This window comes from Lysinibacillus sp. NPDC048646, assembly GCF_050272295.1.
GTDB lineage: Bacteria > Bacillota > Bacilli > Bacillales_A > Planococcaceae > Lysinibacillus.
This window is the reverse complement of record NZ_JBNNLZ010000009.1, coordinates 112,374-134,464: the sequence shown is the minus strand read 5'-3', so window position 1 is coordinate 134,464 and position 22,091 is coordinate 112,374. Positions and strand designations below refer to the sequence as shown.

18 protein-coding genes, 1 riboswitch and 1 other annotated feature are annotated in these 22,091 nt (G+C 38.2%); of the genes, 12 read left to right on the top strand and 6 right to left on the bottom strand.

Annotated features, from left to right (window positions below):
- Positions 1–177 precede the first annotated feature (177 nt).
- The 4 genes from ACQKII_RS12210 to ACQKII_RS12195 all read left to right on the top strand — a co-directional run bounded on the left by ACQKII_RS12210 (position 178) and on the right by ACQKII_RS12195 (position 3,492).
- Positions 178–645, top strand: coding sequence for an NUDIX domain-containing protein (locus ACQKII_RS12210; protein WP_427459587.1), 468 nt, complete (start codon positions 178–180; stop codon positions 643–645).
- A complete protein-coding gene (locus tag ACQKII_RS12205; protein ID WP_427459585.1) occupies positions 629–1,405 on the top strand; it encodes an alpha/beta hydrolase family protein in 777 nt (258 codons plus the stop codon). The genes ACQKII_RS12210 and ACQKII_RS12205 overlap by 17 nt, the downstream gene beginning before the upstream one ends.
- 424 nt (positions 1,406–1,829) lie before the next feature.
- Positions 1,830–2,495, top strand: coding sequence for a vWA domain-containing protein (locus ACQKII_RS12200; RefSeq protein ID WP_427459583.1), 666 nt, complete (start codon positions 1,830–1,832; stop codon positions 2,493–2,495).
- Between the two features lie 166 nt (positions 2,496–2,661).
- Positions 2,662–3,492, top strand: coding sequence for an alpha/beta fold hydrolase (locus tag ACQKII_RS12195; RefSeq protein WP_427459581.1), 831 nt, complete (start codon positions 2,662–2,664; stop codon positions 3,490–3,492).
- A gap of 46 nt (positions 3,493–3,538) precedes the next feature.
- On the opposite strand, the gene pckA is transcribed toward ACQKII_RS12195, so the two are convergent.
- The gene (gene pckA / locus ACQKII_RS12190; protein ID WP_427459579.1) at positions 3,539–5,125 is read right to left on the bottom strand and encodes a phosphoenolpyruvate carboxykinase (ATP); all 1,587 of its coding nucleotides are present in this window, start codon (positions 5,123–5,125) and stop codon (positions 3,539–3,541) included.
- A gap of 202 nt (positions 5,126–5,327) precedes the next feature.
- A riboswitch (SAM riboswitch) is annotated at positions 5,328–5,446 on the top strand.
- Positions 5,447–5,776: 330 nt separating this feature from the next.
- Here pckA and metK point away from each other — a divergent pair.
- Positions 5,777–6,973: a methionine adenosyltransferase gene (gene metK, locus ACQKII_RS12185; RefSeq protein ID WP_427459577.1), complete on the top strand. Its 1,197-nt coding sequence runs from the start codon at positions 5,777–5,779 to the stop codon at positions 6,971–6,973.
- 103 nt (positions 6,974–7,076) lie between these two features.
- On the opposite strand, the gene ACQKII_RS12180 is transcribed toward metK, so the two are convergent.
- Positions 7,077–7,589: a gamma carbonic anhydrase family protein gene (locus ACQKII_RS12180; RefSeq protein ID WP_143995872.1), complete on the bottom strand. Its 513-nt coding sequence runs from the start codon at positions 7,587–7,589 to the stop codon at positions 7,077–7,079.
- A 134-nt stretch (positions 7,590–7,723) separates the two neighbouring features.
- Between ACQKII_RS12180 and ACQKII_RS12175 the strand changes: the two genes are divergently transcribed.
- Positions 7,724–8,530 (top strand): alpha/beta hydrolase, encoded by an 807-nt coding sequence (locus tag ACQKII_RS12175; RefSeq protein ID WP_427459575.1) that lies wholly within the window; start codon positions 7,724–7,726, stop codon positions 8,528–8,530.
- A gap of 129 nt (positions 8,531–8,659) precedes the next feature.
- The gene (locus ACQKII_RS12170) at positions 8,660–10,168 is read left to right on the top strand and encodes an alanine/glycine:cation symporter family protein (RefSeq protein ID WP_427459573.1); all 1,509 of its coding nucleotides are present in this window, start codon (positions 8,660–8,662) and stop codon (positions 10,166–10,168) included.
- Between the two features lie 26 nt (positions 10,169–10,194).
- Here ACQKII_RS12170 and ACQKII_RS12165 read toward each other — a convergent pair whose 3' ends face one another.
- A complete protein-coding gene (locus tag ACQKII_RS12165; RefSeq protein ID WP_427459571.1) occupies positions 10,195–10,788 on the bottom strand; it encodes a class I SAM-dependent methyltransferase in 594 nt (197 codons plus the stop codon).
- On the bottom strand, positions 10,785–11,741 hold the full coding sequence (locus ACQKII_RS12160) for a TIGR01212 family radical SAM protein (protein WP_427459569.1): 957 nt from the start codon (positions 11,739–11,741) through the stop codon (positions 10,785–10,787). Before ACQKII_RS12160 ends, ACQKII_RS12165 begins: the two co-directional genes overlap by 4 nt.
- 365 nt (positions 11,742–12,106) lie before the next feature.
- Here ACQKII_RS12160 and ACQKII_RS12155 point away from each other — a divergent pair, with 365 nt between their 5' ends.
- The 3 genes from ACQKII_RS12155 (at position 12,107) to ACQKII_RS12145 (ending at position 15,657) form a co-directional block, all read left to right on the top strand.
- Positions 12,107–13,288: an MDR family MFS transporter gene (locus ACQKII_RS12155; protein WP_427459567.1), complete on the top strand. Its 1,182-nt coding sequence runs from the start codon at positions 12,107–12,109 to the stop codon at positions 13,286–13,288.
- A 134-nt stretch (positions 13,289–13,422) separates the two neighbouring features.
- Positions 13,423–13,815, top strand: a complete 393-nt coding sequence (locus ACQKII_RS12150) for an ArsR/SmtB family transcription factor (protein ID WP_427459625.1) — start codon at positions 13,423–13,425, stop codon at positions 13,813–13,815.
- 105 nt (positions 13,816–13,920) lie between these two features.
- Positions 13,921–15,657, top strand: a complete 1,737-nt coding sequence (locus tag ACQKII_RS12145; protein ID WP_427459565.1) for a SulP family inorganic anion transporter — start codon at positions 13,921–13,923, stop codon at positions 15,655–15,657.
- A gap of 75 nt (positions 15,658–15,732) precedes the next feature.
- Here ACQKII_RS12145 and ACQKII_RS12140 read toward each other — a convergent pair whose 3' ends face one another.
- The gene (locus ACQKII_RS12140) at positions 15,733–16,302 is read right to left on the bottom strand and encodes a transposase (RefSeq protein ID WP_427459563.1); all 570 of its coding nucleotides are present in this window, start codon (positions 16,300–16,302) and stop codon (positions 15,733–15,735) included.
- Between the two features lie 242 nt (positions 16,303–16,544).
- Positions 16,545–16,758, top strand: a binding site (T-box leader).
- A 91-nt stretch (positions 16,759–16,849) separates the two neighbouring features.
- Between ACQKII_RS12140 and leuS the strand changes: the two genes are divergently transcribed.
- Both leuS and ACQKII_RS12130 read left to right on the top strand, forming a co-directional pair.
- Positions 16,850–19,267 carry a leucine--tRNA ligase gene (gene leuS, locus ACQKII_RS12135; RefSeq protein WP_427459561.1) on the top strand — a complete coding sequence of 806 codons (2,418 nt, stop codon included), beginning with the start codon at positions 16,850–16,852 and terminating at the stop codon, positions 19,265–19,267.
- Positions 19,268–19,647: 380 nt separating this feature from the next.
- Complete coding sequence (locus tag ACQKII_RS12130; protein WP_427459559.1) at positions 19,648–20,595, top strand: DUF4181 domain-containing protein; 948 nt, start codon at positions 19,648–19,650, stop codon at positions 20,593–20,595.
- A 288-nt stretch (positions 20,596–20,883) separates the two neighbouring features.
- On the opposite strand, the gene ACQKII_RS12125 is transcribed toward ACQKII_RS12130, so the two are convergent.
- The gene (locus ACQKII_RS12125; protein WP_427459557.1) at positions 20,884–22,089 is read right to left on the bottom strand and encodes an MFS transporter; all 1,206 of its coding nucleotides are present in this window, start codon (positions 22,087–22,089) and stop codon (positions 20,884–20,886) included.
- Positions 22,090–22,091: the final 2 nt, after the last annotated feature.

Genomic DNA, 22,091 nt, shown 5'->3' with positions numbered 1-22,091 from the left:
TATGGTATGTCAAACGTGAGGGAGATTCCTTCTTATTTAAGTAGAAACAGAACAGAGATTTTATAACATCACAAATGAAGAATGTCACAACTTTTTAGTAAGATTCGACACAGTGTATGAAATTATAGATGCATTGAATAATATAGAAAGACATTAAAAATTTAGGAGTTGACAACAGTGTTCTCTTTTATAGATTTGAATGGCCACAAAGTAGATTTAAGCTTTACAAGAGGTGAGTTTAAGGTGGAGCCTAAACATGTGCTCGTCTTTTTAAAACATGATAATAAGTGGCTATGTACGATTCATAAACGTCGTGGCGTGGAAATTCCAGGTGGGAAGTTAGAACCAGGCGAAACATTAGAAGAAGCAGCCGTACGTGAAGTATTTGAGGAGACAGGTGTACACGTGAAAAATCTAACATGGTTTGCGGAATATGCTGTTCATGATGAAATATTATTTTGTAAAACAGTCTTCACTGCACGATTTGCAGGTCAAGAGGAAATTGACTTTGATTTAGAAACATCAGGTATGATGTGGCTGACCGATGAAGAATTTGCAAACCATCCAAACTTAAGCTTTCATATGAAGGATGAGGGCATGCAGAAAATGCTAGAGGAAGTGAAGCGTTATGACAACAAATGGTGAAATAGTGGGAAAACGTGCCTATCCTTCACCCAATCCTGCTATTCGTTTAACTGAAATTACATATATGTCACAGGGGTTACGAGTGAAGGGCTTATTAGCTGAACCAAAAGCAAGTGGTACATATGATGGCTTTTTATATTTACGAGGTGGCATGCAAAACATAGGCATGGTCAGACCAGCGCGAGTGGCACAGTTTGCTGCACAAGGATTTATCGTCTTTGCGCCATATTATCGCGGTAATAGAGGTGGCGAAGGTCGCGATGAATTTGCGGGTCAAGATCGTTTCGATGCCGTTTATGGTGTAGATGTATTAAAACGATTTTGTAATGATAATATCCATGTATTTGGGTTTTCACGTGGTGGGATTATGGCACTTTGGACAGCCATTTTACGAAAGGATATTACTTCTGTGGTCACATGGGCAGGTGTTTCTGATGCAACCGCAACATATTGGGAGCGTACAGATATGCGACGTATGATGAAGCGTGTTGTAGGAGGCACCCCGAATCGTGCTCCTGAAGCTTACGATGCAAGGACCCCGTTATTTGAGGTCGAACATATTACAGCACCTGTCCTCATTATTCATGGACTACGCGATGAAAATGTTGATATTGAACATGCAAGACAACTAGAATTTTATTTAAAGGACGCTCAAAAAATTTATGAGACATGGTACTATGAAAAATTTACACACTTTTTCCCTTCTGAGGTGAATCGATTAGTAGTACGAATGCTATGTAATTGGATGAAGGTACAATAAATAGTATGGGGGCTGTCCAAAAAGTAAAAATCGTCGTAGACTTCTTTGGAAAAGCTAGGGCAGAGACCCAACAGGAAGATTATGGGGAACGAAGGCTAAAATTGTCACGTCCTCCTTGACAATTTATCTTGCTGACGCTTCGCTTTCGCACAAAAAACAACCTGTTGCTGACGCTTCGCTTTCGCACAAAAAAAACCTGTTGCTGACGCTTCGCTTTCGCACAAAAAAAACTGTTGCCCTGATGTGGCTCGTGCCTTGCCCGCGGAATGCGAAGCGGGTTTTTGCCATATAGGAAACGATTGTTATTGTTTGAAGGACTTTTGGGACAGTCCCCTCTTTTGTAGAAAATTAATGTGTATTTCCAAATTTATAGGAATGATATATAATTCAATTGTAATATATTTACTATTGGAGGTGTTGTGAAGTGAGTTCCATTAATTTGAAAAAGCAAACTGCTAAGCTCGTATTAGAGAAAAAGAATTTAAAGGGAGTTGTAGCACGTGTTGGAATAGTACTAGACATTTCAGATTCTATGCGTAAGCTTTATCGTCAGGGAGTCGTTCAAGAAGCTGTAGAACGAGTACTTGCAGTCGCGAGTCAGTTTGATGATGACGGGGCATTGGATGTCTGGGTATATGATAATGAATTTTCAAGATTACCAGCAGTAACAGAAAAAGATTTTGTTGGATATGTTGAGCGTGAAATTCTAAATAATGTAGGTGTACATAAATTTGGGCGAAATGATGAGCCACTTGTTATGGAAGATGTTATAAAAAAATATGTGAATGAAGAGCCAAGTCAAGATCCTGCATTTATTGTTTTTATTAATGATGGTGGATGTAAGAATGGGATAAAACGCTTCATTGTAGAATCATCTACTAAACCGCTATTTTGGCAGTTTGTAGGTATAGGGGATTCGAACTTTGATGTTTTACGTAAACTAGATTCGATGGAGGGGCGCTTCATTGATAACGCCAATTTCTTTCATCTAGATAGTATGGAAACGATAACTGATGAACGCTTATATGAGCAATTACTTGATGAGTTTCCAATGTGGCTGAAAGGTGCGAAAGAAAAAAGAATTATATAACCAAGATAAGGTAGCCGTTGAAGCGAAGAAAATCGTCTTTTGAGACTGCCTTTAATTATGTTCAGTGATAGTAAAAGAAAGATTTTGTACTTCCGCTTTTTATTTAGCTTTCTCTCGTGCTATCATTAATTTGTTAGAATTTTCTATTATTAGAAGGGGTGAAGGAATGGAGCAATTACTTGTGGATGTTGGTGGAAGAGATTTGGCGGTTACACTTGATGGGCAAGGAGACAATACCATTGTATTTTTACACGGCTTAACTGGACATCAGCATAATTTTTATCATTTAGTTCAGTTGTTAAAAGCAGACTTTAAAACGGTATCTGTGGATTTGGCAGGGCGAGGGGAAAGTGACCCATCAGAAACGAGTTCTGTATTACAACATGCTAAAGATGTATCCATATTACTAGAAAAGCTAGCAATCAACGAGCCGATACTTATCGGACATTCAATGGGTGCATTTATCACATCGATTATTGCTAGTGAGCATCCACATGTGAAAGGAGTAATTTACTTAGATGGGGCATGTAAAATTGACCCTGCACTTAGTGCAATACTACAGCCCTCACTTGGTAGACTGCACAAAACGTATTTGTTTAAGGACCAGTACTTACAAGAAATGCAGCAATTATATACAATGTTAGGTATCACATGGTCTGAAGAGATTGAGCAAGCGGTGTTGTACGAGGTTGTCGAGATAGATGGTATTTGGAAGAGTAGAATGCATGTCCAAAATATAAATGAGGATTTGCAAGGTTTTGCAGATTATGATCCGAAGGCAATAGCAGCAAAAGTTGCGAGTCCTGTGCTTTTAGTGATGGCGACCGGTGCAATTGGCCCATTACCTGCATTGTTTGCAGAACCGCTATTTCAAGATACAGTGAACTATACAAAAAATATTCAAACGTTTGTAACATCGAGCAATCATTACTCCATGGTAGGCGATAAACAGCCAGATATGAATCAGGCTATTTATGATTTTGTGAGATCATTATAAAGGAAAAAGAGGAGACGAATGTATTCGTCTCCTCTTGGCGTCTAACTTATTTTAATGGCCCACCAAGTTTTGTGATGGCTTCAGATACGTTTGAAAATTTCTTGAAGTTGTCGTTGAATAGACCAGCAAGTTCAGCAGCTTTTTTATCATAAGCAGCTTTATCAGCCCATGCATCGCGTGGGTTAAGCACTTCTGTTGGTACACCTTCAACAGCTGTTGGGATGTGTAAACCGAATACAGCATCTTGAATTGTTTCTATGTTGTTTAATTTCCCATCGATTGCAGCATGTACCATTGTACGCGTGTAAGAAAGCTTCATACGACTACCAGTGCCGTATTCGCCTCCAGTCCAACCAGTATTTACTAGGAATACTTGTGCACCGTGCTCATCAATTTTTTGACCTAGCATTTCAGCATACACAGTTGCTGGAAGTGGAAGGAATGGAGAACCGAAACATGTAGAGAATACTGGTTCTGGCTCTGTTACACCACGTTCTGTACCAGCAAGTTTTGAAGTGAAACCGCTTAAGAAGTGATACATTGCTTGTTCTTTTGTTAATTTACTGATTGGAGGTAATACACCAAATGCATCAGCTGTTAAGAAGACGATTGTTTTTGGATGACCTGCAACAGACGGATCAACAATATTTTCGATGTATTGGATTGGATAAGCAACACGAGTATTTTCTGTTAAAGAACCGTCATCATAGTTACATACGCGAGTCTCTGGGTCAACTGCTACGTTTTCTAAAACAGAACCGAAGCGAATAGCATTGTAGATTTCTGGTTCATTTTCAGCAGAAAGGTTGATTGTTTTTGCATAGCAACCGCCTTCGATGTTGAATACGCCGTTATCAGACCAACCATGTTCATCGTCACCGATTAATTTGCGGTCAGCATCAGCTGATAATGTTGTTTTACCAGTGCCAGATAAGCCGAAGAATAATGCTACATCGCCAGCTTCACCAACGTTTGCTGAACAGTGCATTGAAAGGATACCTTGTTCTGGTAATAAGTAGTTCATAATACCGAAAATAGATTTTTTCATTTCACCAGCATACTCAGTACCACCGATAAGGATGATTTTCTTTTCAAGAGATACAATGATGAAAGTTTCAGAAGCTGTACCATCGACTGCAGGATCTGCTTTGAAGTTAGGAGCTGAGATAACTGTGAAGTCAGCAACATGAGAAGCTAATTCTTCTTTTGTTGGACGGATAAATAATTGATGACCGAAAAGATTGTGCCATGCGTATTCATTAATTACTTGGATGCCAAGTTGTGAGTCTTTGTCAGCACCAGCAAATCCTTTGAATACGAATAATTCGTCACGTTCTTTTAAATACTTGACAACTTTTACATATAAATTGTCAAATACTTCAGACGAAATTGGTCGGTTTACTTTTCCCCAGTCAATTTTATCTTTTGTATCTGCTTCTTCTACCATATATTTATCTTTAGGTGAACGACCAGTGTATTTACCAGTTTCTGCACGCACTGCGCCATCTACTGTTAACATTGCTTCACCACGAGATGTAGCTTTTTCAACTAATTGTGGTACTGAAAGTTGAACGTTAATGTTCCCGCCGCTTAATAATTCCTTCAGTTCGTTTGCAATTTCTACTGAATTCATCGATTAAATACCATCCTTTTTTATAGTATTCCCTTGTGTTCGAGGGAGTTTTTCTTAATTTCAAAAATAGTATAACACAATTGCTTAAATAATCTATACTAATTCAGAAATTATTTTTGTGATTTTATTACTTTTCAAGAAAACGACATAAAACGATTGACAACGTTCTACCTTTTACGTAAGATGAGAAATTGAACGGATACTCTTATCCCGAGCTGGTGGAGGGTCAGGCCCTGTGAAACCCGGCAACCTGCATGAACTATTTCACGACATGCGTTGGTGCCAACCTGATGCAAGGGGAAAACCCTTGAACGATAAGAGTGAAAGGTTACGAAGTCATTATTCCTTTCCTCATGTATAGTACACGTGAGAAAAGGATTTTTTTATTTGTAAAAATGAATGTAAAGGTAAGTATATGCACTTCTTTCCTTATTATAATGACGGATCTTTCGAAATCCTCGTGTTAAAAGCAACAACTGTTTTTTTGTGCGAAAGTGAAACGACAGCAACAACTGTTTTTTTGTGCGAAAGTGAAACGACAGCAACAACGGCTTGGAGTTCAACCCTTTAGGGGCGAACTTGACATGTGGGTAATGAGTACCGTATTAATTTCGCAAATACTATTTGTAAGAGTAATAGGAGGGAAACCAAATGACAAACCGTCGACTGTTTACATCAGAGAGTGTAACAGAAGGACATCCAGATAAAATTTGTGATCAGATTTCGGATGCCATTTTAGATGCCATTTTAGCAGAAGACCCAAATGCACGTGTAGCGTGTGAAACAACTGTAACAACAGGCTTAGTATTAGTAGCAGGGGAAATTACTACTTCTACTTATGTAGATATTAAAGGCATTGTCCGCGATACTGTCGCTGAAATTGGCTATACACGTGGGAAATATGGTTTTGATGCTGAAAACCTAGCTGTACTAGTGGCGATTGGTGAGCAGTCACCTGATATAGCGCTAGGTGTTGACCAAGCATTAGAAGCACGTGAAGGTACTATGACAGATGCAGATATCGAAGCCATTGGAGCAGGTGACCAAGGGCTAATGTTCGGGTACGCTTGTAACGAAACGCCTGAACTTATGCCGTTACCAATAAGTTTAGCGCATAAATTGTCTCGTCGTTTAACAGAAGTACGTAAATCAGGTGAATTAGCATATTTACGTCCGGACGGTAAAACACAAGTGACGATTGAATATGATGAAAATAATGTTCCTGTTCGTGTGGATACAATTGTTATTTCAACTCAGCATGATGAAGAAGCAACACTTGAACAAATTCAAGCAGATTTAAAAGAATCAGTAATTGCACCAGTTGTTCCGAGTGAATTACTAGATGCTAATACGAAATATTTCATCAACCCAACAGGCCGTTTCGTAATCGGTGGACCAAAAGGTGATGCAGGTCTTACTGGTCGTAAAATTATCGTCGATACATACGGTGGTTATGCTCGTCATGGTGGTGGTGCATTTTCTGGTAAGGACGCTACAAAAGTGGATCGTTCAGCAGCATATGCAGCACGTTACGTAGCAAAAAACATTGTTGCAGCCGGCTTAGCAGAACGTGTTGAAGTACAGCTTGCCTATGCCATTGGTGTAGCACAGCCTGTATCCATCGCAGTAGACACGTTTGGGACAGGCAAAGTAAAAGAAAGCGACATCGTAGAATGGGTTCGTGAGCTATTCGATTTACGTCCAGCTGGTATCATTAAAATGCTTGATTTACGTCGCCCTATCTATAAACAAACTGCAGCCTATGGTCACTTTGGTCGTACAGACTTAAACGTGCCTTGGGAAAATACTGACAAGGCTGACGCATTAAAAGAGAAAGCTAGTCTATAAGTCGCTTTTCAAAAAAGCATAGATATGTTTTCATAAAGGTATACTTTCTTAAAAGGAAAGGGGACTAAGAATATTTCTTAGACCCCTTCTTTTTCATTAGAATTCATTTTTGCAAGGATTTGTAATACTGCCCTTTTTCTGCGTATTCGCGAACGATACGTTCCATATCTTCTTTGTCTTCAGCATTTAATTCACGTACAACTTTTGCTGGACGTCCTAATGCTAAGCTATTAGGAGGAATGACTTTGCCTGGAGGTACAAGACTGCCAGCACCAATAAATGCACCCTCTCCGATCTCTGCCCCATCTAAAATAATTGAGCCCATCCCTATCAAGGCATTTTTTCGAATCGTACAGCTATGTAAAGTGACTTGGTGACCAACTGTTACTTCATCTTCGATAATTAACGGGTATTTTGGACTTTGATGTAAGCAACAAAGGTCTTGTATACTTACGCGTTTACCAATAATCGTAGGAGATACATCGCCTCGAATAACAGTATTAAACCAAATTGTCGTTTCAGCACCTATCGTAACGTCGCCGGTAACGGTCGCATAGTCGGCAATAAAAACAGATGGATCGATTGTTGGTGATTTATCTTTAAAAGGATAGATCATAGAAATCGCCTCTTTTCTTTCTTTGATGTAATATTATCGTATCAAATACGCAACTTATTGGAAATATAAAATTAAAATGTGAAATATATTTAGTTATAATCATTGTGTAACTATTTTTTAGGAGGACTATGTGAATGTGGAAATGGGAAGCTGATGGAAACGCTAAAGCTGTGATTGCTATACTTCATGGTGCTTATGAAAATCACCGCTGGTATGCATGGCTTATAGAAAAACTTAGAATGGAAGGCTTCCACGTAGTCATGGGAGATTTACCGAATCATGGCGCAAACGCAACACTTGCGCGTGTCCATGATGAAGACTTTAAAGAATATAATAAATATACAAGGCATCTAATTGAAAATGCCTTTTCATATGATTTACCTGTTTTTTTAATAGGACATGGCCTCGGTGCAACATTAGTATTACATACGATGCACAAAAGAAAATATGAGTGTGCAGGGATTGTTTTAACCTCACCTTGGCTGAACTTGAAGTTACTGCCAGGGAAAATGTCTAATGCTTTAACAAGCCTAAGTGCCTTAACGGCAAATGTCAAAATAACACATGATATTACATTTGAAAAATTGACGCGCAATGTGGAAGGTAGGAATGAAATGAAAGATGATTTTCCCTTTAAGTCAGTTGTCTCGGTAAAATGGTATCGTGAACTACAACAAATGATGCGCAATTTAGTCATCATGTCTAAGGCAGAGTTTCCGAATATGCCAATGCTTGTTATGACAGGAGAAAAGGATGGCATTACTGAAACGAGACAGACACGTATTTGGCTACATCAACAGGAATTTACTGAATTTCAATTTAAAGAATGGGCGAAGTGCTATCATAATCTATTTCATGAGGTAGAGCGTGAAGAGATATTTGTTTATATACGTGATTTTATCAATAATGCTCTTCGTCGAATTGGATATATAATTGAATAAATGATTGCCCTCTAATATAAATAATGGTTCTTTAGACTATAGTTACTTGAAAAATAATGTTGTAATTTTCTGAAAAGTGTAATACTATAATTTCTAAATGGAAGGACATTCAAAATTTGGGGGGATTTAATGGAAGCTATCGTTGGAAAACTCAATGATATTTTATGGGGACCGTGGTTTATTTATGGTATTTTATTAATCGGACTATTTTTCTCAATTATTACGCGGTTCCTACAAGTTCGACACATTAAAGATATGTTTGTCTTAATGTTTAAAGGAGAAAAGTCTGATAAAGGGATATCATCTTTCCAAGCAATGTCAATTGCCTTATCAGGTCGTGTAGGTACAGGTAATATTGCAGGTACTGCTACAGCAATCGGGATGGGCGGTCCTGGAGCAGTATTTTGGATGTGGGCAATTGCGTTCATCGGTGCTGCCACTGCATATGTTGAGTCGACATTAGCTCAGATTTATAAAGAAGAGAAAGAAACTGAATATCGTGGAGGGCCAGCCTTTTATATCGAAAAAGGAATGGGCCAAAAATGGTTTGCCATTATTTTTGCGATTGCTGCATTAATCGCAATGTTAATATTAATGCCAGGTGTGCAATCGAATGCGATTGCTGGTGCCGTTGAAAACGCTTTTGGTATTGAGACATGGATTACTGGACTTATTATTGTTGTGTTATTAGGTGCAATTATTATCGGTGGGGTTAAATCGATTGCAAATGCTGCGCAAATAATTGTACCTTTTATGGCGTTAGCTTATATTATTATGGCAATCATTATTATTGTTATGAATATTTCAGAAGTGCCTACTGTATTTGCATTAATTTTCTCAAGTGCTTTTGGTGCTCAGGAAGTCTTTGGTGGGATTATTGGCTCAGCTATTGCTTGGGGCGTTAAGCGAGGTATTTATTCAAATGAAGCTGGTCAGGGAACTGGTGCGCATCCAGCCGCTGCAGCAGAAGTTTCACACCCTGCTAAACAAGGTATTGTGCAAGCAGCTTCTGTGTACATTGATACATTATTAATTTGTTCGGCTACTGCATTTATGATTTTATTTACTGGTATGTATAATGTGCAAGATGAAAAAGCAGCAGAAGGTACGGTTTCGTTCATTCATATTGGTGAATTCAATCAAAATGGTCTAACTGGAGAAGAACAAATGACGTTTGCGAAAAGCATTAAAGAAGGCGCTGCATATACACAGTATGCGGTTGAATCCTCACTACCAGGCTTTGGCGCACCATTTGTAGCGATTGCTTTATTCTTCTTTGCATTTACCACAATTATGGCCTATTACTATATTGCAGAAACAAATGTGGCCTATTTATTTAAAGGGAAAGCCGAGAAGATTTTTATTTGGCTAGCCAAAATTGCGATTTTAGTAGCAGCTTTCTATGGTACCGTTCGAACATCCGATCTTGCTTGGGCGATGGGGGATGTTGGTTTAGGTTTAATGGTATGGGTAAACGTTATCGCCATCTTAATCATTATGAAACCTGCTATTGTCGCATTAAAAGATTACGAGAAACAGAAAAAAGAAGGAAAAGACCCTGTCTTCGATCCTCGTAAACTAGGTATAAAAGGTGCAGATTTCTGGATAGACTACAACGAAAAACGTAAAAATAAATAGTGAAAAACGAGACTATGACCCTTTCATCATAGTCTCGTTTTTTTATCGGTAGGTAGCTCTTTCATTTTTTGCAATGCAATGATAAATGGTGGATCATTTTGTTGATTTAGAAATTCGTATTTTAACACATGTACATATTTTTGCGGTAAATGACTGACATAATCAATAACGGCATCGCGTTCTTCTTTGCCGCCAGGATGACCATGGTAAATGACAAGGACAATAATACCGCCTATTTTTAGTAGTTGAAGTAAATCTGTAATCGCTAAGATAGTCGTATTTGGTTTTGTAATGATGTCGTGATCACTACCAGGTAAGTAGCCAAGATTAAAAATAGCAGCGGTTACTGGCTTTTGCACATGTTTTGCCACATGTTCGTGTCCTGTATGTAATACAAGAGCACGGTGTTCTAGCGCGTTATCGAGAAGTCGATGGAGTGTTGCATCGACAGCACTTTTTTGCACATCAAAGGCAAATACTTGTCCATCATCGCCAACGAGCTGCGCTAAAAATAAAGTATCATGTCCGTTTCCTGCAGTGGCATCCACTACCGTATCGCCAACTTCAATAGCTTCCGTTAATAGCTGCTGGGCATATTGTAAAACACGTTGTAGCTTCATTTTACGGCCTCAGTCTTAAAAAATTTTCCTTGCCAGCTTCCTCGTCGTTCTAATTCTGCATCAATGCCATTTAATACTTCCCATTTATTCACACTCCACATAGGTCCAATCATTAAATCAATCGGTCCATCACCTGTTATACGATGGATGACCATGTTTGGTGGCAAGATTTCTAATTGATCTGCTACTAGCTTCGTATAAACATCCTGATCTAAAAATTCGAGCATGCCCTTTTCATATTGTTTCACCATCGGCGTACCCTTTAATAAATGCAGTAAATGAATTTTAATGCCTTGGACATCGAGCTTTGCCACTTCACGAGCGGTCTCCATCATCATGTCATAGTCCTCAAGAGGAAGTCCGTTAATAATATGGGAGCAAACACGAATACCATGTTTACGAAGCTTTTCTACACCCTCTACATATGTGGCATAATCATGGGCGCGGTTAATAAGATTTCCTGTTTTTTCGTGCACGGTTTGAAGGCCAAGTTCAATCCATAAATACGTACGTTCGTTTAGCTCTGCTAAATATTCAACCACATCATCTGGCAGACAGTCTGGGCGTGTCGCAATCGATAGCCCAACGACGCCTTCTTGTGCTAATGCAGCTTCAAATTTCTCTTTCAATACAGGAAGGGGGGCATGGGTATTAGTGTAAGCTTGGAAGTAAGCCATGTATTTGCCATCCTTCCATTTCTGATGCATTTTGTCACGAATTTCAGCGAATTGCACATCGATTGGATCCACTTTGTTCCCAGCAAAGTCACCTGAACCTGCAGCACTACAAAATGTACAGCCACCAAATGCGACTGTGCCGTCACGGTTTGGGCAGTCAAACCCTGCATCAAGTGCTACCTTAAATACTTTATGGCCAAACTGATCGCGTAAATAGCGATTCCATGTATAGTATCTTTTCCCCTCTGAAGGAAAAGGAAAGTTAGTTTCTGTCATGTATTTCACTCCTCTAACACTATATATTATCATGTGCTTACGCTTCCGTCATGAAGTAATGATTTTATAGTGTACGAGAGGTTGCAAAGACTCCCACTTCCAAACAACGAACAAACAGGGCGTTTAAGGCGGAGATTAAGTAATTGTAGTACCAGATGAAAGAACACCTACTAGTACTCTAGCTTTTGGTGTAACGTATGTAGGACAGTAATTTGTGCAGCATCATCTAATAATCGGTGGTGATGAAAAAACGTCATCGATTAAGTTTCACTTTGTGAATGAGAGGTAAATTTATTTTCCTTGTACAATTTCATTTTTCGGCATAAACTAACTATTTAGAGTGGCGAAATAATGGAGGTCATGATATGCCAAAAAGTGTTTGGTTTCTAATTATCGGTATGCTTGTGAACACAACGGGTAACTCTTTTTTATGGCCTTTAAATGCCATATATATGCATGACTATTTAGGCAAGTCTCTTGCAATGGCTGGCTTTATTTTGATGCTGAATTCAGCTGCTGGTGTGTTAGGTAATCTACTAGGCGGTTACTTATTTGATAGAATCGGTGGCTATAAGTCAATTATGCTGGGTATTCTATTGACGATTGTTTCGTTAATCGGTCTTACGATTTGGCATGGATGGCCACATTATGTGTGGTTCTTAACAATTCTGGGTTTTAGCGGGGGCATTGTCTTTCCGGGCATGTTCGCATTAGCTGGGGCTGCTTGGCCAGAAGGAGGTCGAAAAGCGTTTAATTCGATCTACTTAGCACAAAATTTAGGTGTGGCAGTTGGTCCTGCCCTTGCAGGTATTGTCGCTGATTATAAGTTTGACTACGTATTTATGGTGAATTTAGGGATGTATATATTGTTTTTCTTTATAGCATTACTGACGTTTAGAGGGTTAGATGCGAGAAGCATTGCACCAAAAAATGTAGTGAGTGAAAGTAAGCGCATTACAAATAAAGCTCCATTCTATGCATTATTAATACTTAGTGCATCATCTGTGTTATGTTGGATTGCCTACTCACAGTGGAGTGCAACTATTTCTTCTTATACTCAAGATCTAGGGCTGGGCTTAAAGCAATATAGTCTACTTTGGACAATTAATGGCTTACTAATTGTTGTTGCGCAACCATTAATCGCACCATTGGTGAAGCGATGGGAAGATAAATTAAAAACACAACTAGTATTTGGTGTTATCCTTATTGCGATTTCTTTTGGAATTATTGCATTTGCGAGTGACTTTAAAATGTTTGCTGCTGCAATGGTTGTATTAACATTCGGCGAAATGTTTTATACGCCGGCTTTACCGACTATTGCCAATCAGCTTGCACCAAAAGGGCGCCAAGGCTTCTATCAGGGAATTATTAATAGTGCAGCAACTGCCGGCCGTATGATTGGGCCTTTATTCGGTGGCATTATGGTTGATCAGTTCGGTATGATTGCACTCGTATCAATATTAGTCGTCATCGTTTTAATGGCGATTATTCCATGCCTCATGTATGATCGTCCGTTAAAAAGAGATAATACTATGGTGATAGATTAATAAATAAAAAATGGGTTTAAAACGAAGAAAAAGTGTGCTGAAGCAGATTTTTCCTTCGTTTTTTTATTTTGGAGTTGAAATTACCTGAGATAAAGATTACAATCATACATATTCAAATATTTGAATATATAAAAATGATAAGCCTAATCGCAAAGTACAGTTATTATGGGGGGATTTACGTGGAAGAAGGCTTACAACAATTTAAAGCTGATTTCTTTAAAGCTCTAGCACATCCATTACGCATAAGAATTCTTGAACTATTAGTTGATGGACAGAAAAGTGTAAATGAGATTCAAAGCTGTCTGGAGAAAGAAGGCTCAGCTGTTTCCCAACAGCTAAGTGTATTACGGGCGAAGAATATTGTATTTGGGATGAAAGAGGGAAAAAAAGTTTACTATTCTTTGAGCGATCCTATGATTATTGAATTACTAGACGTTGCAAAGAAAATTTTTAACAATCATTTAGTCAATACAATTTCAAGATTAGAAGAAATGACCATCAGTGAAAATAACGATGAGATTATATAAGAAATGTTTCTGTTATCTCCTGGGAAAGTATCCTGAAATCTAATTAAAGGTATGTCTTGCTAACTTGATTCGATGAAATTTATTATTTCGAAGGGAAGATTTACTATGAAGTCACTGTTTACAGGGCGGCTTGAAGGGTATTCTGTGGGTCTTTTTAAAAAAGATTTACTGTCAGGTATTATTGTTGGTATTGTTGCCATCCCACTGGCAATGTCATTTGCTATAGCTTCAGGTGTAAAACCTGAGTATGGAATTTATACAGCATGTATTGCTGGAATACTCATATCCGTATTTGGAGGTTCAAAATATCAAATAGGTGGACCTACAGGCGCTTTTGTACCTATTCTTTTAGGGATTGTTCTCACCTATGGCTATGAAAATCTTTTAATCGCAGGGTTGATGGCCGGCATAATTTTATGTTTAATGGGGATTTTTAAGTTAGGCTCGCTCATAAAATTTATCCCACGACCTGTCACAATAGGGTTCACTGCTGGTATTGCAGTGATCATATTCACGGGTCAAATTGCCAATTTTTTAGGATTAACGGGTATTGAACGGCACGAGTATTTTATTGCAAACGTAAAAGAACTTGTCATGCATCTAGGCACTACGAATTTATATAGTATTTTAATAGCTATTATTTGTCTTGTGATAATTCTTGTAACACCAAGAGTTTTACCAAAGGTACCAGGAGCCTTGGCTGGAATTGCTGTTTCTACACTTATCGCAACGTTTTTTTTCTCAGAACAAGTTGCCACAATTGCTACAGCCTATGGTCAAATTCCTAATACCTTACCAAATTTTTCGATTCCTGAAATTACATTTGAGCGTATTCAATTATTAATAGGACCTGCATTTGTCATTGCCATGCTCGGGGCCATTGAATCACTATTATCAGCAGTAGTAGCGGATGGTATGACAAATAGCAAGCATAATAGCAATAGAGAGCTTGTTGGACAGGGGATCGCTAATATTGTGACACCTTTGTTTGGAGGGATTCCTGCAACTGGAGCCATTGCACGTACAGCTACCAATATTAAAACGGGTGCAGTATCACCAGTGTCAGGTATTATTCACGGCATATTTGTATTAGTGACGCTATTGTTATTAGCCCCTTATGCTTCTCATATTCCGTTGGCAAGTATGGCGCCTGTTTTAATGGTTGTTGCTTGGAATATGAGTGAACAAAAGCATTTTGCTCATATTGTCAAATTGAAATCAGGAGATTCACTTGTCCTTATTATTACATTTTTACTGACTGTTTTTACGAGTTTAACATTAGCTGTTGAAGTAGGTCTTGTTTTAGCGGTTGTATTGTTTGCGAAACGTATGAGTGAGATGCTTGTTGTATCGAAGGTATTACCAGATCATTCGAATTCGAGCGGCAAGGTGCAACCGAATATTGTCAACCAAAAACATGATTGTCCGCAAATTAGTATATACACCATTGAAGGTCCATTATTTTTTGGAGCAGCTCAAACTTTTGAGCAAACGATTTTAAATTCCATTCATTATCATCCAAAAGTTATAATTTTACGAATGAGTAAGGTGCCTTTCATGGATTCTACAGGTGAATCTTATTTTAGCAATATAGTGGAAAATTTCACAATGCGAGGTGGCACGGTTTTAGTTACAGGTGTGCAAGAAGAATTGAAAGTGGCACTTCAGCGGAACGGTTTATTTGGAAAAATTGGTGAAGAAAATTTCTATCATCATACAGGTGCAGCCATCGACAATGGCCTAAGTTATTTGGATGAAAATAAATGTATAGGGTGCAAGCACTTTGCGTTTCGTGAATGTACAAAATTATCGGAGCCGAAGAAGTGCCTGGCACGCATATAATTCTGACAATTTACTACAATTCAAAAAAGCTCCGTATGATGGAAATCCTCGTACGGAGCTTTTTCATGTTCAGTGCTACAATTGCTCAATTTGTTGTTGCTCACAATAATGGCAATAGGATTGTGAGCGTAGTGGTGAGATTTGAGATGAATAGGTTCTTAGTAAGGTCGTATCAAGAAATGAGTAGAGCGATGGACTATCGTGCTTATAGTGGTGATAGGAACTGTAGGGATAGTATTCCATCTTGTCAACAATAGGCGTCTTTGTTGAGATGGGGTTGCGATGGATGTAGCGACTTACGGTAAGCATGCCTATAGGTGAGGGAACAAGCTCTGCGAAATATCGACGTTCGTAAAGCTGACCAGTATATTGATGTTTCTTGTGGAAGTAATCACTGTAACGGCGGTTGATGATTGCCATAACTTTCACTAAAGGTACTTCAGGTGAACGGATAAGCAGATGATAGTGATTAGACATAATACAATAAGCGACGATACTAAACGTATATTTTTGATGGGCATATTGCAATACACGAAAAAATGCTTGGTAATCAGCAGCGCTGTTAAAAATAGCTTGGCGATTGTTACCACGCATCACTACATGATTGTAATGATGTGGAGACCACTGACGTTTTTTTCTAGCCATAGACCTTCCCTCCAGAAGTTTTCTTAAGCATAAAAATGATAACAAATCTCGTCAATTACACACATGTTTTAAAAGTAATTAATATTTTTATTTTGATGATGGAAAAACAAGGTGAATATTGAATTCCCTATAAAAAAAACCTTAAATAATTTTTTTCGCAAATTGTGTGCGAATTGTGTGCGTGCCAGGCACCAAAGCACTTGTGCTTTTTAGAACTTTCCATTAGAATAAATGCAATACATGTAAAGACAGTGATGAGGAATAGTAGATTTGTCATTCTTTTTAGAGAGCTAGCGGTTGGTGGAAGCTAGTAAGAAAGCAAATTGAACTCGCCTGCTGAGTCTGCTCACGTGATCATCCACGTGTGCCGTTCCTTCCGCGTTAAGGAAGCTTGAGCCGAGTGTAATCACTAATTTGGGTGGTACCGCGGGAGATACGAATTCTCTCGTCCCTTTCTAACAAAGGAAGGGGCGAGTTTTTTTATTTTTTAAATATTTTGTCAATTCTAACAGTAAGTAACACTGCACATATAAAAGGAGGAAATAACGTGAGTTTTATTCACCAACAAGTCGAAAAAAAATGGCAGCAATATTGGGCTGACAACAAAACATTTAAAACAGAAAATGAAACGGATAAACCGAAATTTTATGCATTAGACATGTTCCCATATCCATCTGGCTCAGGTCTTCATGTAGGGCATCCAGAAGGTTATACAGCAACAGATATCCTTTCGCGTTTCAAACGTATGCAAGGCTACAATGTTCTACATCCTATGGGCTGGGATGCATTTGGATTACCAGCAGAACAATATGCACTAGATACAGGAAATGACCCAGCTGAATTTACTGCAAAAAATATTGCAACATTCAAGCGTCAAATTCAAGAATTAGGTTTTAGTTATGACTGGGATCGAGAAATTAACACAACTGATCCAGAATACTACAAATGGACACAATGGATTTTCATTCAACTTTTTAAAAATGGTTTAGCGTATGTAGATGAAGTGGCTGTAAACTGGTGCCCAGCATTAGGAACAGTACTTGCGAACGAAGAAGTCATTGATGGGAAATCAGAGCGCGGTGGTCACCCAGTAGAACGTCGGCCAATGAAACAATGGATGCTGAAAATTACTGCTTATGCAGACCGTTTAATCGATGACTTAGAAGACGTAGATTGGCCAGAATCAATCAAAGATATGCAACGTAACTGGATTGGTCGTTCAGAAGGGGCAGAAGTAACTTTTGACATTGATGGTACAGACAAAAACTTCACTGTCTTTACAACACGTCCAGATACATTATTCGGTGCTACTTATGCAGTATTAGCGCCAGAACACAAATTAGTAGCACAAATTACATCAGCTGACCAAAAAGAAGCGGTTGAAGCATACCTAGATAAAGTAAAACTAAAATCTGATTTAGAGCGTACAGATTTAGCCAAAGAAAAAACTGGTGTCTTTACTGGAGCCTATGCAGTAAACCCAGTAAACGGCGAGAAAATGCCTATATGGATTGCTGATTATGTACTTGCTACATATGGTACAGGTGCAATTATGGCGGTTCCTGCACATGATGAACGTGACTATGAATTTGCCAAAGAATTTGGTTTAGACATCAAAGCAGTGCTTGAGGGTGGAGACATCGAAAATGAAGCATTCACTGGCGACGGTAAACATATTAACTCTGGTTTCCTAGATGGTCTTGGGAAAGTTGAGGCAATCAACAAAGCAATCGAATGGTTAGAGGAAAAAGGTGTGGGTGAGAAGAAAATTTCTTATCGTCTACGTGACTGGTTATTCTCTCGTCAACGTTATTGGGGTGAGCCAATTCCAATGATTCATTGGGAAGATGGTACAACAACTCCAGTACCAGAATCTGAATTACCGTTAATGCTACCGAAAACAGATAATATTCGCCCTTCTGGTACAGGTGAATCACCACTTGCCAATATTACAGATTGGGTAAATGTTGTAGATCCTGAAACAGGTAAGAAGGGGCGTCGTGAAACGAATACAATGCCACAATGGGCAGGTTCAAGTTGGTATTTCCTTCGTTATATTGATCCGAACAATACGGAAGCAATTGCAGATCCAGAGTTACTAAAACGCTGGTTACCAGTTGATATTTATATTGGTGGAGCAGAACATGCAGTACTGCATTTACTATACGCACGCTTCTGGCATAAAGTTCTATACGATTTAGGTGTGGTACACACGAAAGAACCATTCCAAAAATTATTCAACCAAGGGATGATTCTTGGTGAAGGTAACGAAAAAATGTCTAAATCAAAAGGCAATGTCGTAAATCCAGATGAAATCATTGCTTCTCACGGTGCAGATACATTACGTCTATATGAAATGTTCATGGGTCCACTTGAGGCCTCTGTTGCGTGGTCAACAAATGGATTAGATGGTGCTCGCCGTTTCTTAGACCGTATTTGGCGTCTATTTGTCAATGAAGAAGAAGGAACATTAGCAGCGAAGGTTCAAGCTTCTGAAGATAAGACACTTGAAAAATCATACCACCAAACTGTGAAAAAAGTGACGGAAGACTACGAAGGTATTCGCTTTAATACTGCTATTTCACAAATGATGGTATTCATTAATGATTGTTATAAAGTAGATGTAGTACCAACAGCTTACGCAGAAGGCTTTGTGAAGATGCTTGCGCCAATGGTTCCTCACGTTGCAGAAGAATTATGGCAATTGCTTGGACACGAGGGCTCCATTTCTTACGAAGAATGGCCAACATACGATGAGTCAAAATTAGTTGATGACGAAGTAGAAGTAGCTGTGCAAGTAGCAGGTAAAGTACGTGCAAAAATTATTGTATCAAAAGATGCTTCAAAAGAAGATATTGAAAAAGTTGCACTAGCAGACGAGAAAGTACAAGAATATATGGCTGGCAAGAACTTAGTAAAAGTAATTGTTATTCCAGGTAAGCTTGTGAATATCGTAGTAAAATAAAGAATTTATGGGAACCGAGTCATATGCTTATGAAAGCGTATGACTCGGTTCTTTTATTTTTATTCGTGTAGGTTATAGGAAAAATTACATATGCGTGCGAAAAGCATCATGAACGCGAATCGTGTTGAAAGTGTAGCATAAGCTTCAGACCAAAAAATGGCGATAGTCGATGATTTAGAGTCTGTTGTAGATGAGTTAGAAACAAATTCAAATAGTAACATTATCTTTTTGTATAGTAGTGAAGTATAGACTATAGAAATATAGTCTATTTTTATATAGCTAAAGGGGAAGAATGGAAGTGACATCCTCCATTAAAATGTTAAATTTTTAATGATTAATTGTAGCAAACATTTAACAAAGCGATTGGGAGGTGCTAGTAGATGACATCTTTTAAGGACAAACTAAATAAAGAGATTGGGGAAGCACCACGTTTTACGCAACAATTGCAGGAACGTATTTTCCATAAAGCAAAGCAACAAAGTATGCAAAACAGATGGTGGCACTATTCAACTGTTATGGTTGCTGCTACATTGACATTACTCTTTTTCATTGCAATTGGTCCGTGGAAATCAGAGAATGCCTCTAATCTCGCAACAATTGTTGATTTAGCAAAACGGGAAGAGATAAAACAATTTTCAATTGCGGTAAACTGGGAGAATAACCAATTTAAAGCTGGGAGGAGCGGGTGGGTTGTACGTCAGAGAGAGTATGACAAGGGTTTAGAAACAGAGTTATTCGAAAACGTTCTTCAAAAGGCTGTTCTATCTAAGAAAGATGATAATTATAGTGCATTTCGTGATATTTGGATTGAGTTTGACAATAAACAAACAGCTAAGCTAAAAATATTACTCAATGTTGATCAATTAGCTTTTATTGATATTAAAACCAATGTATTTTACAAAGTGAATGATTTGAAAGTCGCGTCGGAATTTATTGCCTTTTCTTTTAAAGAAGATAGCACTATTAATAGTTCATGGATTCCTTTGTCCATTTTTTTAGTAGTTATCATACTAGTCGCGTGGCGTACTGAAAGAATCATTCGGAAAAAATTTAACATCCCAAAAGAGCAAAAATATGTTAGCAAAAGTCATCAGCGTACCATGTATATTGTTCATTTCATAAATTTTATCATGTTGTTGGTATTTATAATAAAAAACTGGGTTATATATATTGCTGCTGCCATGACTATTATTCTTGTTTCATTGCTATTTTATATAGCCATTGACTATTATTATGGACGTGAAGAAAAAAGGCATTATATCTCTATTACTTCGGGACTGCTAACTTTGGTACTATTTTTGGGGTTTATATTGATAGGGTATCTATAAAATATAAATTGTTTGTTAGTTCGTCTAAAGTTCATTTACCTCTTTTACAATAGCGAATGTAAAGAAAATAGAGGAGTGAATAAGATGAAAAAACTTGCAGAGTAAAAACGTTGGTTTTGTTAAGAAGAGAGGCGTCTCAATTTATTGTTGAGACACCACCGTTTACTAAAAAGAGTTATTGCCATGTTTTTAATACTTGCAGCGGAAAGGTGAAACAATCAGACAAAAAATAGAGATGCCTCTATACGAAGACAACATCTCTTTATGTGATCTGCTTCGTTCTTGTTACTAATCGCAATCACTTTTTCTGCTATTAAATGTGATATTTAAAAAAAGTATATAAAAAATAGGGAGAATCATTGTCATGATTACGATGCCTTGCCATTGATAAAATCCCCATATTGGACTAAGCAACGTACTTCCACAAGTGACGCCAATATAATAAGAAACGAGATATAAGCTGGAAGCGCTTCCCTTTTGATGGGTTGCGGTACGGCTAACAGTTGCTGATGTTAATGCATGGGCCGTAAAGAAACCCAAACAGGCAAGACATAAACCAACAATAATGATAAAAAGTGAATGGCTTAATGTTAACGCAATACCACTAACTAGTAGGAGCACACCAATAGTTCGTATGATGTTAATTCCTATTTTTTCTGCAATAGCACTAGCGATTGGCGAACCGACAATGCCTAAACTATAGGCTAAAAAAATGAAAGATATCGTTTTTAATGAAAGAGAGAAGGGTGGTTCTGTTAAATGAAACGGAATAAATGTCCACATTCCTGTAAACGATATTTGTAAAATAATCCCTAAACCAAATAATATCAGCAGATTTGGATTTTTTAAATGAACCCAAAAACCGTGTACATCTGTTTTTATTGTACGACCATGTTGTGCAAAATGCTTAGATTTGGGTAGTGCTAGCCAAACGATTATAAAAATGATGAAACCAAGAAGTGCAAGTGAAAGAACCGCTGTTTCCCAAGAGTAACGCTCTGTCACTGAGCCCATGACTAAACGACCAATTGTTCCACCAAGTGCATTACTTGAAATATAAAGTGATGTGGCAAGCCCCATCGATTGACTATCAATCTCTTCACTCATATAGGCAAGTGCCGCTGCTGGTACACCAGCAATGGCAAAGCCCTGTATAAATCGCCAAACAACAATATGAAAGAAAGAGTCACTGAATGCCATAAAAAGAAAAGGAATCACTGTGAGAATGAGCGCAACCTTAATGAACAGTAAACGTCCGTGTCGATCAGATAAAAAACCTAATACCAGTAAGCCTATAATGACAGACAATGTTGTCATCGACATCGCCAAACTTGCATAAGAAGCGGATATATTAAATTGTTCAGTAAAAAAGGGGAGCAAAGGCTGAACCGAATACATCGAAGCAAAGATGAATACGGATGCAAGACCTAAGCTCATCACGATAACCCAAAATTGCTTATCTTTAAGCGAATAACCCTGTTTGAATGTGTTCATCA